Origin of the sequence: Haliscomenobacter sp., from assembly GCF_040403615.1 — a bacterium.
Lineage (GTDB): Bacteria > Bacteroidota > Bacteroidia > Chitinophagales > Saprospiraceae > Haliscomenobacter.
Genome location: NZ_JBBAKG010000016.1, coordinates 70,929 through 85,489 on the forward strand (window position 1 = coordinate 70,929; position 14,561 = coordinate 85,489).

8 protein-coding genes and 1 pseudogene are annotated in these 14,561 nt (G+C 41.1%); all 9 read right to left on the bottom strand.

Annotated features, from left to right (window positions below; all coding sequences use genetic code 11):
- Positions 1–150: 150 nt before the first annotated feature.
- The gene (locus tag ABW391_RS07615) at positions 151–1,371 is read right to left on the bottom strand and encodes a type II toxin-antitoxin system HipA family toxin (RefSeq protein ID WP_353481251.1); all 1,221 of its coding nucleotides are present in this window, start codon (positions 1,369–1,371) and stop codon (positions 151–153) included.
- The gene (locus tag ABW391_RS07620) at positions 1,371–1,622 is read right to left on the bottom strand and encodes a helix-turn-helix domain-containing protein (protein WP_353481252.1); all 252 of its coding nucleotides are present in this window, start codon (positions 1,620–1,622) and stop codon (positions 1,371–1,373) included. Before ABW391_RS07620 ends, ABW391_RS07615 begins: the two co-directional genes overlap by 1 nt.
- Positions 1,623–1,969: 347 nt before the next feature.
- Complete coding sequence (locus ABW391_RS07625; RefSeq protein WP_353481253.1) at positions 1,970–3,181, bottom strand: GIY-YIG nuclease family protein; 1,212 nt, start codon at positions 3,179–3,181, stop codon at positions 1,970–1,972.
- Positions 3,171–5,153 carry a DEAD/DEAH box helicase gene (locus ABW391_RS07630; RefSeq protein WP_353481254.1) on the bottom strand — a complete coding sequence of 661 codons (1,983 nt, stop codon included), beginning with the start codon at positions 5,151–5,153 and terminating at the stop codon, positions 3,171–3,173. The genes ABW391_RS07625 and ABW391_RS07630 overlap by 11 nt, the downstream gene beginning before the upstream one ends.
- Positions 5,154–5,248: 95 nt before the next feature.
- The gene (locus ABW391_RS07635; protein WP_353481255.1) at positions 5,249–6,898 is read right to left on the bottom strand and encodes an ATP-binding protein; all 1,650 of its coding nucleotides are present in this window, start codon (positions 6,896–6,898) and stop codon (positions 5,249–5,251) included.
- Entirely contained in the window at positions 6,895–9,597 is a 2,703-nt protein-coding gene (locus ABW391_RS07640; protein WP_353481256.1) for a class I SAM-dependent DNA methyltransferase, read from the bottom strand. Before ABW391_RS07640 ends, ABW391_RS07635 begins: the two co-directional genes overlap by 4 nt.
- A gap of 440 nt (positions 9,598–10,037) precedes the next feature.
- The gene (locus tag ABW391_RS07645; RefSeq protein ID WP_353481257.1) at positions 10,038–12,845 is read right to left on the bottom strand and encodes a glycosyl hydrolase; all 2,808 of its coding nucleotides are present in this window, start codon (positions 12,843–12,845) and stop codon (positions 10,038–10,040) included.
- 64 nt (positions 12,846–12,909) lie between these two features.
- Complete coding sequence (mmuM, locus tag ABW391_RS07650) at positions 12,910–13,815, bottom strand: homocysteine S-methyltransferase (RefSeq protein WP_353481258.1); 906 nt, start codon at positions 13,813–13,815, stop codon at positions 12,910–12,912.
- A 443-nt stretch (positions 13,816–14,258) separates the two neighbouring features.
- Positions 14,259–14,494, bottom strand: a pseudogene (locus tag ABW391_RS07655) (esterase); the annotation flags it as partial.
- Between the last annotated feature and the right edge of the window lie 67 nt (positions 14,495–14,561).

A 14,561-nucleotide genomic window follows, 5' to 3' on the forward strand; every position in this document is an offset into this window, starting at 1 on the left:
TCCATGACTTTCGAAACAATACAAAATGCGAAGTACGCAATATTTGAAAACCGCATTCCAGACAATACAAAATGCGTACCCATGTCACAACTCTTTTGGTTTAGCACAAAAGTGCGTCGCCAGCAGTAGAACCTTGATGAATAGAAATTCCTAACGACCAATCATCTTCTGAATACTGTTTTTTGAAGCACTTTTGACACCATATGAAGCAGCATATTTTTTCCAATTATGGACTACATTTTGTACCTCGTCAATGATGTTACTTGCATTCTTTACGTTAAAATAAGTTGCCAATTTCATTAAGTGCATCCGGGTAGGTTTGGCACTTTCTCCCGCCACCATTGTGCTGTGCATACCATGTCCTGAATACGAAAACGTTAAATCATACGCAGGGGCTAATCGCCATTTGCCGGTGCCATCCATGAGAAAAGAAAAGTTTTTGCTGTGGTCGTCTCGGTTATGTGCAAAAACATTAAAAGCCGCCAAACGCAATACCTTTTCATAAGCCTTTACGTCTCTTTCCAATTTAAAGGCACAATCCATCAAATGCCCATAATCTAAGGTACTTAATCTAAAATTATCGTGCATTATACCTGCTGCCGAATGCAAATGCAGTCGCTTATTGCCCTGTCTATCAAAACGTTTTGTTCCAAAATAGGTGTTGCCAGATTTACTTTCAAAAAGTCGACACTCACTCATTTCGATCCCCGCGTCTATCGCCATTTTGTAATAAGCATATTCGATATTGGCTATATCCTTGCTATCAGAAGACGCAGGAAACTTGATGAGCCAATGCTCATAGGGAGGGGGCAATTCCTTTTCAGCACCAATAAGATGTTGTTTGCCAGGATTGTAGCCAACTAGAATTTTAGGACGAGCGCCACCCGATGACCCGCCCAATTTGAATATTTCATCCAATACATCCGTTGCCGTACCCGCAATGATCTGCTTGGTGGCTTTGGCAATTTCATCCAATTCAATCTTAAACAAATCCGCATTTTCAACAGCTATTTTGGGTCTATAAATCAGGGCACCCATGCCTTGACTGCCGATGTATGCCAATCTATCCAATGGCGATAGATCGGCAATGGAAATACCACGTGCTGCCAAGGCCCTATCCAACAGTAATTTACCCCAACCATCAGGCAATGAATCGGCAAACACGCCAAACAAACCCTCAAAAGGTAGTTCATTTGCCCTGTTAATGTCCGGATTCAATTTGAGTTTGATCGGCGAAATTTCTAAGCCCCTTTTCAGAAACTCCTGATAATATTTAAAATAGATCAATTTGTCATCACTTACCAATTCGCCCACCTCAATTTCTTCGGCATCAAACTGAATGGACACAAATATTTTTTTTATCTGCTCCATTATCTGCGTGTTTTATCGCTGAATAATTTTTCTATAGCTTGCAAATTTTCGATGGGTTTCAATACCGCATCAAAATCGTCGAGACGATTCAGTACATCAGCCAATAGCAGCAGCGATTCCAAGGAAATCTGCCCACTTGTTTCAAAGCGTTTGAGGCTACCCAATGAAACCCCAGAACGTTTGGCTAATTCACTCTGAGAGAAACCCGCTTGTTTTCTCAACACCTTATGCCGCTTGGCGATTTCACGCAAAGCATCAGACGGTTTTTTGCTTAATCCGAAGTTCATTGTATGGATGATATTTTAGCCGAAAATACGATTTTTAAATGGTTTTAGCTAAAATATTGGCTGTATTTTTGAGGTTATTTGTAAGTAGATGAGTAATCCTCCCTCTGGAATCGCTACCAAAGATTCCGTTCAACACGGCCTTCATTCTTGGCATTGCATGCCGAACGAAGGCTTAGTTCTTACACCCAAGCAGTGATCCTTCTTGAGTTACTCGTCCTTACAAACCATTATCAATACTGCGTTTTATCGTCTTTGTTGTGTCGGTCTTTGCGCTTGTTTGGCTTGTGAATGTGCTTACCCCTGTGGGTAGATCATTTGAGTACAATTTTCTCAATCGCTCTATCATATTTATAATTTACTATTTGTTCTTTCAAGATGAGTTCAATGGCCCGTTCAATTTCCTCAAATGGAACCACAAACCATTCCCTTGGGGTTATTCTTTTTCCTTTAATAATTTCAATGTCAATATTTAGGCAAGCTTCTGCAAAAAACCTATGCAGTAATTGCTCTAATTTGATTGCATTCCTGTTGTAGCAAGCATAACTTGAAATTTTGGTTACATCAGCGTAAAGGTAAGTTGCTTCATTTTTTGCGTTTTTAATCCGTTCGTTAATGTGTGTAGAAGAAAACCCAATTTTAAATAAGTTTTCAATCCTCGCAATTTCAGGATGACTGGACTTAGACTTTAAAATATATATCCATCCTGTCTTTACATCTTCTTCCTTTACCATTCCTGCATTTACAAAGAGTTCGTTGTTGATTCCTTCGTATGTATTGGTAATCAACTTCCCGCTTTTTTGAATTTGTTTCCCTAGCGAACGATAAAGCATATTGCTGTATGTTCCGTTTTCAAAAATGGTAAATGTTCGCCCTTCAACTCGTTCACGATTTCCCGATTTTTGTTCCCAAACTGTTTTTTCAAGTTTGGCCTCTTTAAGGAAAAGCATCACTCCGTCAATCAAATAAAAGTTGCCAACGTGTAAGTTTTTTTCAATGTTGTGAAACGGTTTGATTTGCCTTTTTCCTTCTTTAATTTCCTGATGCACTTTTTGAAACATTGCTTCATACGGCTGAAACTCTGCTTCTTCCAATGATTTTCTTTGTGCAATAAAATCCGCCTTTTCTCTTTCCTCTTCTTTTAAAATGTGTTTGTATTTGAAAATAGACAAATCGTTATCTGTTTCCAACAAACCAAAGTCATCGTCATTCAAAATATCGTCAATAGAGGTTTTAGGAATTTCTACTTCGCCTAAAAGATTGTGTCTGTCGTAAGGTTTTAAAGAAATTTTTTGTTGCTCGTTTTCTCTAATGTTTTTCAAACGGGCAAAAAGTCCGTATTCCGACATGCTAGATGTACTGGGTTCTCTGCTGTTTTTATCAACGAATGCATTGATTTCTTCAAACGAATCTATCAACCGTTGGTCTGCGGTTTTAACGTTTGAAGTTTTTGCAGTTGAATCCAACAAGCCAAACTCATCATCGTTGAAGATGTCGTCTAATGATATTTTTTTCTTATTGCTCATTCAATGCCCTTTGTCTTTTTTGTTCACGTAAAAATATAACCGCTTCTGCCATTCGTTTTTCTTTAGGATCATACGATTGAAGGTTTGGGGCTTCGCCGGTTCGTCCAATCCATTCTTTTATTTTTGGCCACAACATCACCGCTTCGTCCTCGGTCATTTCAATTTTTATAGCCTGAATATGTTCGTCAATCAATTTCAACACTTGTGTTGTTACCGATTTTGACAAAATCTCAAATGCTTTTTGAAACGGATTTACCTGGTCAATCAAATCAATGTGAATGTCGTCTATGTTCACAAAACTGTTGGCCATTCGCACAAATTTCTTTCCACCTTGTTCTTCAATTACGCTGTTTTTAATAACTGAATCTACAACAACGTGCTGTCGAACCGCTTCCACATCTTCTGCACTTAAATCGGGATAAATTTCCCGAATGATTTTTGGAATTAAAATCGTGTTGATGACTTCTGCCTCAACATTCCCCGGCATTGCTTTCAGCATTTGGTCATCTTGCAAAATCCGTGCTTTCAAATCGTTCAAATCACTTTCAATAATGTCTTTGGCACGTTGTGAAGTCGGCAATTTAAATCCTCTTATCCTAATCGTGTTTTCGTCATCATCCCGTGCTGAGCCTGCCGAAGCATCTTCCTCTTCATCGTCCTCTTCTTTCAATTTGAATTTGAAGTTGGGAGCCAACACCTGTTCCATCAACAACGATGCAGTAATGGCTTTCAGCATATTGTTTACTGCCACTTTCACTTCGTCTGTTTCGGCTTCAGGTTGGGCAATCAGGTTGGTGAATTGTGCATGTGATTTGTTGTTGCTGTCTCTGGTTGCACGACCGATAATCTGAATAATTTCGGTTAATGAACCTCTATATCCTATAGTCAGTGCATGTTCGCAATAGGGCCAGTCAAAGCCCTCTTTTGCCATACCCAATGCAATAATTATGTCAATGGCATCTGGAGCGTTTGAATCTCTTAGATAAGCAGAAATTTTATCTCGTTCCTTAGGGTTGTCATTCACCAAATCGGCAACTTTTAAAATTCTGTTGCTGCGTTTGCTTTTTACATACAACACGCCGGTTTTTTCGTCTTGCGATTCTAAATCACCCAAAGCGTCTATGATGTGCCCTACTTCTTCGTATTTTTCTTTTGAAGATTCCGCAGAGTTTACACTGGGTATGTGAATGATGGTCTTTTTGTGCTCGTCTAAAATTTCTTCCAATGCCGACATTTCTCTGTCGGGTTGTTTTTTGAAATAGCGACCGGTGTAAAAATGATAACCAATACCCAATGATTTCAAAAACTCATACCCATTCAACTGTTCGTAATAGTTGTAGGTAACTTTTGTAAACTTGGCTTCATCTTCAGGTAGCAAAACTGGAACATTGTCGCCTCTGAAATAGGAGCCTGTCATGGCAACAACATGAGCGTTTGATTTTGCCATAATGTTTTTCATGACTTCACCCAAACGGTTATCGCCATCGGCTGAAACGTGGTGAAATTCATCTATGGCAATCAAGGTGTCATTCAATTTCTTTTCGTCCAAACCATCAAAAGCAAAACGCAAGGTGGCATGTGTACAAATCAAAATTTGCTCGTTGCTATCTAAAAATTCAAGAAAGGTTTTTGCTTTGCTGTTGTCCGTGCCCGCTGTACATAAATTGTATTTGGGACTCACTGTCCAATCGGCAAAAAAGCCTTGCTCCGTTAATTTGGTTGTACTAAACGATGCACCAATGGCTTTTTCAGGAACAGCAACGATGGCTTTTTTAATGCCTTGGTTTTTGAGTTTATCCAAGGCAATAAACATCAAGGCCCTTGATTTGCCCGATGCTGGCGGTGCTTTAATCAAAAGGTACTGAGCAGTTCGGGCACTGTAGGCTCGTTCCTGCATTTCCCGCATTCCGAAAGCGTTCGTCTTTTTGCTTTTGCCTGTTTGGCCGTATGCTACTTTAATTAAATCGGGCATAGTTCAGTTTTTTTAAAATGTAAAAAATAAAAACCTAAATTTAAACAGCTAAATATCAGTTTTTTAGGTGTTTTTATTTTTGCTTTATTTTTCATTTATTTTTTTTTAACCAGTTCATATACCCTGGATTTTTTTGACCCTGATGCCGTTAATGCTTCATTAGCCACTAATTTATAAACCGCTTTTTGGATATCTGCCTCATGTACTTCTTTCATCCGGTTCTTGATGGCACGCATTGAACTTTTGCCATTGTACTTCAGATCCTCTTTTATCAACGCTTCCAATTGATACGCTTCCATTGTTTTTAGCGAAGGCGTAATGTTTAATTTAGCCTGTTCAAATAACCTCGGATTGAGCAAATATTGCGTCCCTTTTTTCTCTCCATGTGAAACCAAAATTTCCTTTTCCAAAAGTGTTCCAAGCCACGTTCTGGTTCGGTCGTCTTGCGATAACTGTAAATGCGACGCCAGTTGCGTAGCCGGCATTTTTTTGTGCGAGGCAATAATGCCCAATGTAATGTATTCCTTTTGTGTAAGGGTGTAATGCTTCTCTATGTAATCCAAAATGGAAATCACTTCAGGATTCATCGTCCTGGAAAAAACCGTTACACTGACTTTCGTAAAATCACTTTCAATTTCAGGCATTGGTTTGGCGTCCCGGGCCAGTTTTTCATACACCAAATCATAACCGGAACCCTCGCCTTCCATCAGTCGCAAGTGCGCCATGAGTTGAATCAGATGCGGATTTCTCCGTTGGCGTTCGTGGAGTATATTTTTCGAATGGACGCCCAATGGCAAACTTCCCGGACTGGTGATTTTCAACCTGTCCGGATATACTTCGATAAAAATATCGCCGGAAACAGTATATTTTTTATGCGCAATGGCATTCACCAACAGCTCGCGAACTACTTCCCGCGCGTATTGCCGCATATTTTTACGAAATAGGCCATCGGGCAATTCTGTGCTGTACGTTAGCTCAGTAGCCTCTTTTTCTATTTCCAACAAAATTTCCTTGGGGCTATGCAAATGGAAATGCCATTCTTTTTTGCGAATTTTTTCCTCCCGGTCGTTGTAAACGATGTACTGCACGGTAACTGGGTAACTCAGGCGGGCTATTTGGCCAGGGTGGCCCAGCCAAAGCACCCCTAAATTGGTTAAAAAGCCTTCTGGGTTCAATAATTGATAAAACGCCAACATTTCATCTTCGGCTTTTTCTTTTATAAAGTCGGATACTTTTTCAGACTTGCGCAAGTCCGTGATCAAACTTTTTACTTTTTGAGGATCGGCATCCGCTAATTTTATTTTTTGTGCAGTGATGAGTTCCCACTGAAAGGCTGTTTTTTCTGCGGCCAGGTTGGTCAGTTCATCGCTACCCACCGGGTAACAATTGTCGCTGACCCGAATAAAAACCTTACCTGAAGAGGTGGTTGCAATAACGCGAGTGGAAGGTTGGATATTCAGCACAAAATATGCTCCGCCATTTTCGTGTATTTTAACATCGCTGGTGATGATACTGACGCCATCGGTGAGCTGGCGCAACGATTTGACCAACGCATTGATGTCTTCCTGTTTTATTTTTTGAGCTGGCGGCGGTGCCTCTTCCTTGTCCTCAACGCCAATAATAATTTCTCCTCCCTGTGCATTGGCAAAACACACGCAAGTTTCGGCCAAATCCCGGTGATTGGCCTTGTCGCCAAGGGCTTTTTTAAGGCTCTTGTATTCTATGTTTTGATCTTCTACCCTCATTTGTTCTTCGCTTTTTTGGCCGTTTTTTGCTGCGCAAATAAAGTGTCCCGTCTGCTCATTTCTTCATACATCCTAAACAAATACTCCAAACGCTCGGTGTCTGATGTAAAGGGCTGCAAGCGGTAACATTGTTCTACGGCACGATCCAGTTCTTCGTGGGCTTGCTTCAAACCCTTGGGCATTTTATCAGGATCGTACAGTTGTGCCATTGTTTTTTCGGGATGCCTGGCGCGTTCATCTAAAATGGCAAACACATACAAGGTTAGGTTTTCTTTTTGTTTGAGAGTGATGTCAGGGAAAGGGAAGGTATTGTAGCAGAGGTCTTTCGCATATCTATAATCAGTTTTCATTTTTCCACCAGTAGCCTTGACCCAAATGGTATGTAATCTTGACGATAAAATTCCAAATAGATATGCTTCATTTGTGGAGATAGTATAAAGTGAATCGGTAACAATAGCCTCATTTGAGTTTATAATTCCAATTGGAAGGTACATTCTTCTTTTCGATGTTATTCTAGGAACTATTATACAGTTTGAATCAGCAGTCTGTGTAATCTGAGCAAATAAGTGTGGAATATTCGCTAACTGAGGTCGAGAGGATTTTAGCCTTAATTCTCGAATATTTCCAATTAACTTTTTCACATGTGGCATTTCGTTTATTTCACTTTCACTAACCCCAACTAACCACAAACACCACCTTTTGATGCCGTTGATGTACTCTCTAGAAGAAACTAGTTCCTTGAACCATATACTGCTTTTAGGTTCTAGTTGAACAAAATCATTTTTTTCTTTCTCCGAAAAAATCAATTTTCCTCCATCAGCTGGCATGTTACCGAAATTAATTTCTGGAAAGCCTGAAATTGATTTGCTCATCTTTGTTATTATTGGAGAGCTAGAATCTTCCAAATACGGATTAATATTTTTCACCTCCTTCTGAATGTTGTCTCGAAATATATATTTCGATTGACTGGAAAAATTTCGAAGTCCTACTATTACAACTGTCACACCTGCATTCCCTTTCGCATTATTAGTCCAGGTAAAAGATTGATATGCAAAGCCAATCTCAATTTCTGTTGTTAAAACTCTTTTCCATATTATAGTTGCTAATAATCCTTGACTAATCGAATTAGTAGATACGAAAGCAGCTTTGGAATTTTGGCAAGATATATATTTAGAAGCCTTATAAAACCAAATTGAAACATAATCTAAACTTTTATAATCTGTTCTGAAGACGAATGCCAAGTCCCTCTTTTGTTCTTCTTTTTGTTTTCTACTTCCTGAAAATGGCGGATTTCCAATCACATACACCTCATCATCTTTCCCAATCGGACAAACGATTTTCCAATCCAAACGAGCCGAATTGCCACAAACTATTTGTCCCGCCTGTTTCAGTGGCAAAATGGGTTTAGATTTTCCGTAATCAAAAAGCATTTCTTCAAATACTTTGTTCATTTGGTGTTCGGCCAACCAAAGTGAGAGTATGGCCATTTCGTGGGCAAAATCGTCCAACTCAATGCCGTAAAATTGTGAAAGCTGTATGGAAGTAAACTCCATAGCAGGTGTGGGGCTAAGGTCAATGATGCGTTGCAGGATTTTTATTTCGAGCAAACGGATTTCCTTGTACGTAATAATCAAAAAATTTCCGCTTCCGCAGGCTGGGTCAAAGAATTTGATTTTTGCAATGCGGTTGATGAGTTTTCGCAGTTGCGTAATGGTTTTGCAAGTTTCAAATTCTTCGTACAACGCATCTAAAAACAAGGGTTTGATGAGTTTCTGAATGTTGGGCACACTGGTATAGTGCATTCCCAAATCGCTGCGGTATTCAGGAATTACCACTGCCTGAATCATCGAACCAAAAATATCGGGATTGATGTCCCGCCAATTCAGTTCGCCCAATTCCACCAAAATTTTTCGGGCTTTTGCATTGAATTTTGGTGATTCAATCGGGTCTCTAAACAAACCACCGTTTACATAAGGGAATTGGGCAAAATGTGCAGGCACATCGACCAGCTCAGTATCCGGTGTATTCAAACGTTTAAAAAGTCGGTCAAGAAAATCGTTGGTATCATTTCCATTGGCGTTGGTGTGTTGATACAAGGTGTTTGTAAAAATGCTATCGCCTTCAAAAATCTCGGTATCTTCGGCAAAAAAGCAAAATAACAACCGAGATAGAAAGATATTCAAGTTGTGAATACTTTCCTTAGAGTTGTAGATGTCTTGATTTTTGGTTACTAGCTCATCGTATAATATTGCCATTTTATAGGCAGCATTTCTATCGGCTTCATTGTCGTTGGCAGATTGGTACACTTCGCTGCCTGCAAGTGGCAAAAAGAAAGCATAATGGCTGGGCAAATCTTTAATCGCTATGTCTAAGTTTTTACCCAGTTTCAAATCTTTTGCCACTAAGCTTTTATAGTCCGTAAGAATGGCAAAACGTGGCGCATGTTTTAAAATACGTTCTTCCTTCGCTACGCTTTCTATCGTACTCAATAATTTGTCGGATTTCTCTTCTTGAAAAAATACCTTCTTTTTGTAAAGTATTTCACCTTCAACTTTTGAAAGGTTGAAATCTCCACTCTTCAATCGGGTAATGGAAGTTTTAGAAATGCCGTAAGCCAATAGCAAATCATACAGAAACCCTTCTTTTGAGAAGTTCTCAATGATGCGTTTTACATTGTGTTCTATTTCGTGGCTGTTCATTTCTTAGCTGCTCAAATATAAGTTGTGAATATTAGGAATTTCATCCAAGCGTTGAGAAAAACGGCTCTTTTGCAAGCTTGGATTGTGGTGTGGCGTGCAAATGTGCGGTTTGTGCGTTTGACTAAAATTGAATGAAAAAAATATGCGGAGGGGAAAATAACACTTGTCGCGTCCACTTGGTAAAGATAAAACAGGCGCGCTAAACCACCAAATATCAGCGATTTTTAAATTCACCAATCTGATAATGAATAGATTGATTGACGATGAAACGCACAACTACTTCAGCAACAATACAAAATGCGAAGTACGCAATATTTAAAAACCTCCTTCCGGACAATACAGAATACGCACTACGCTACGACTTTTTTTGTCCAGGATCAGCACTTGTTCCAATGAGTATAACCTGCTTTTAGCGTGGTAGAAAATGCCAATAACCAATGCTACCTTTCGGTTAAAGTAACTGGCCCCAATAACCCTGCAGTCTGAATCCTGAACGGTTCATCTCCGCCGGGCCAAATTTCTGAAGTCATGTAAGACTGATTCGTTTTGCAGAACCGATCTTTTGGGTCCAGTAGCATATCACCCGTAAGTCGGTTGATCCACAAATTAACAATCTCTATTTGGAGATCATTCTTACCAGGCTGAACCAATTGGCTGATGTCTACCTGGTAGGGTTTTTTCCATAAGATCCCTGCAGATTTCCCATTTATAAAAACCTCGGCCACATCCCGCAGATCTCCCAGGTCAAGCAGGATTGTTTTTTTGTCTGCTCCATCGCTGAGCTTGAAAGAATTGTGATAAACCGCCGTTCCGGAGAAGTATTTTATTCCGGTATTTTCGGACGCTGTCCAGGAAATCAATTGGTCGAAAACTGCTGATGCTGGAGCACCCCAATTTGGTGGAAAACTCACCTTCCAGGGCCCAGAAATGCTTGTTTCCACCGCCCCTTTTTTTAGGTCGGTCAAGGCAGCCAATTTACTTCGTTTGGTATTGTTGAAAACGACAAAGGTGGAACCGTGGGGAGGAAGTTCGATTTCAAAACTGGTCGTCCGTTTCGCTTGGGTATAAGCTGCAACCTGGGAAATGGTACCTGTTGATGGGTCCCATATTTCCGGATATTTCCCTTTTACCCTGAATTGGCCTATCGTGTTTACGGTCTTTTCACTTTCATTGCTCAAAAAATAAACTTCTCCCATTTCTGTGGTCCGATGGATGTAATCGATTGGCGAAGTTCCGGTAAAACTAAAATCGGGCTCAATTGATTGTTTACTCAAAACCTGATCCGCAGCAATGCCCCAGGTTATCTTCCCTTTCCCATAGGTATGTTCAAAGATTTTTTGGCCATCGGAGGCTCCCCATAACTCAGCAGCGAGTCGATTCAGGGTACTATTTTTCTTTTCCCAATCTTTTAAACCAGGAACCGTTTCTGGGCGGGGCCCGACAACAGTAGCGCCTGCTTTTACGAGTTTCATTATTTTTTCCAGCACTTCCATGGTCATCTGCACCTGATCGGGTAGCATCAAGATGGAATAACTCATGCCATCTGGCAAAACCAGTCGGCCATCCTTAACTGACATCCTGTTCAGAATGACATCGGTGTTTACCACATCAAAATCATAAGCATTGCCTAGCCCTTTGAGGCGGGGTTTTTCCGGAGCATCATGAAAGAACGGGAAGAAATTAGGGGTCTGGTCACCGTAATAGTAGCAGGCATCGGCCACAAATAATCCTTGTTGTAGCAAATGGCTGCACCGCGACAGGTAATCCATAAAGGGTTTAGACTTGGACCACCAGGTTGTGCCCGGATTCATATCATACCCAGCATGATAGGTCCTGCCCGGGAGGCCGTCTTCCGGATTGGTACTGGCAAAAGTATGGAAGGTGATATTGTTGAGGCCTTCACAAAAGGCCCGGTCTACTGCTTTTTTCATTTGAAAGGGCGAATCCTTCCATCTTCTCCAGGTTGTAAAAGACTCGGCATCCACAATTTTTTTTCCATAGATGTGAGCAGCACTTGATACCTCTTTGATTAAAAACATGTTGCGGTGCTGTATCCAAAATTCGCCTCTTGGAACGGAGACGGCACCCAATGCTTTTAAAGCGTCAACCGGGCAGGTTTCCCAAACGGGTGGCCCTGGACCGCCGGATTCAGAAACAAGCTCGGCATGGTATTTTTTCAGGAATTCAGTGCCGGTTTGATAATGGCTATAAATCAGCTGGTCGCTAACGGTTTCCTTGAAATCGTAACGAAAGCGATCCGAACAATTGTTGATGTCCCATCCTGCCAATACGGGTAAATACCGCTCCAAATCATATCCCCGTCTTTCCTTGAAAATGGAGGGAAATGCGTCGGTCCATGGCGTGCCTTCAGCAAGCTCCATACTGTCGAATTCAAAATAGGCCAGACCAGCTTCGGAAGAATTTTCGGGAGTTACACCGAGGCGGTCCATAAAATATTTTAGATGCCTGACGGTCGCATTGGGGTCAAAAAAGTCAATAAAAAGACCATTCGAATTAGGGGAGGGTACGATCAAGCGCTGGCCATTGTTTGAACAAACAAACCGAAGGATGGTCCATTTCCCTTCCGGAACATTCCATTCCAATTTGCCATTCTTAAAAAATGGGGTAAGGCTTTTTATCTGAGCAACATCACTGATTTTCTTTTTTTCATCATAAGGAACCGCAAGTACCGAAACATCCTTGTAGAAAACCGGCGTATGTTGGTCTTTCATTGGACAGCCTTCCGGGAATTTTGGAAAGGGTAGGTCAATGCTGAGGACCTGTGGTCCCGCTACATCCAGCGTGGAGCAATAGAGATTCTTGGATGCCCAATCAGGTGTAACCCATGATCCGCCAGCATTCCACCCGCTGGAGGCAACAATCCCAATGCTCATTTTTAATCTTTTGCCTTCTGCTATCGCATGTTTGATCAGGCCTACCGATTCGTCTCCCAGAAATTCTGACCCGGCCGGAATAAAAGATGGATTCCGGATGGCCGCCACATCCCAGATTTCAGCCCGGTTCATTCCTTTGGATTTCATGGCTTCCAAATCTCTGGTAATCGAGGTAGTGCTCATGTTTCCATTCAACCAGCACCAGAAAGCACCTGGCCGATAGGACGAGGGGGGATTTACAAATTCAGCGGATAGCTGTTGCGAAATTTCTACGGGTTTGAATGAGCCATTTTTTGGCAAGCTGGAAATGGAGAAGCCAATGGTAAGTATGCTTAAAAAAATAAAGTATTTCATATGTAGATGTTTATTTTCCCTACAGGATCAGTCCTATGACAAGCTCTAAGTTAACATTAAGAATCTATTTTAGAAATGATTGGCCCATCGCTTTAATTTGTTCAGGGCCAACGCCACAGCAACCTCCAATCATATCCGCGCCCAAATCCATCCATTCTTTCACCATGAGTTCACAAGAAGGCAGATCCGAAAGACCCGACCAGGTTTTACTTTCAGCATGGTAAACGGCGCCTGAATTGGGATACACCACTATCCTTTTATTCCCTGATTTCGTTTTGATGGATCGAATTAATGGGGAAATAAATTCCGGGGAAGTACAGTTCACCCCAATGGCAAATACCGTCGGGTGATCAGCGAAATAAGCAGCACATTGCTCAATGGGGGTTCCATCACTGATGTGTTTGCCATCCTTACAGGAAAAGGATACCCAGGCGGGCTTTTTTACATTTTTTAAAATTTCTGATAGCACCTTAGCTTCCTGAAAACCAGGAATAGTTTCACAAGCAAGCAGATCTGCCGTGGAATGATCGAGTAAAATGATTCTTGGTTGATGAAAGTCCGTTAAGTCCTGATCAGCGATAACGTAATCCCCCCGGTATTCAGAGCCATCGGCCAGATAGGCTCCGTAAGGACCAATGCTGGCCGCAATCAAAGGTTTTGATGCATGTGGTTTTAATGCCAGGAAACGGCTTCTTGCTTCCTCTGCCAATTGAACGGATTTAAGAATCAATTCTTTGGCCGAATTTTCGTCATAACCAATCGCCATAAACCCGGGCAGGGTAGCCTGATAACTGGAAGTAATAATGCATTCAGCACCAGATTCAAGATAAGAGAGATGGGCAAGAATGATTGCTTCAGGATTGGATTCCAGCAATTTCGCACTCCATAATTTTTGATTGAGATCGCACCCTTGCCTTTCCAGTTCATTAGAAAGACCACCATCTAAAAGGAGTGGATAGGTAATGATCATTTTAAAAGTAGGCTTTGGTATAATGCGCTTCGGCTTTGCGAAGTTCCGAAAAAGAATGGAGCGAAGCGAGGATTTTTTTGCAAAACCGCAGGGCTGTAATTTTATAACTGTCTGCCCGACAACTGAAGCCGATCGAAAAACTGATGTTGAAGTCAACAACTAAAAGCTGAATAAGTGATTGAAACCAGATATGTCTTACCTAGCCTCATTCTGCCATAAACAGCGACAAAGGAGGATTTCTCTTTTTCGATCAGGCTTTGTAGCAGTGCGATTTCCTCTTGTCTGCCTGCAATTTTCATTGCTTATTGTCTCGCCAAATTGATGTGAAAAACACTAGATTTGGCAAGCTTTGATTTTATAGTCTGCCAAATCTGAGTAATTAACATTGATTTGGCAGATTATAAAATTGAAATTTGCCAAATTATCATCCATTTTTTCAAAAATCACTTAAACAACACCTGCGCAAATAGAAACAAATCATGCCGCCACACCGGCCACGTATGCCCCCCGAATATTCACTGTACTGGTACTTGACTCCCAGCTCGTCAAATTTGGCCATCATGACTTTACAATTGTTGAAGGCAATGTCTGCCTGGCCCCCCATCGAAATCCACAAGTGTTTGAGGTTGGTATTGATGGTGCTCGCGTTGTTTTTCATGAACTCGTACTGGGGGCCGGAAAAGCTATCCCCGCGATTGTGAACAATAGTTTTTTCATGTCTAAGTTTGTTGTTTATAGTTTATTTG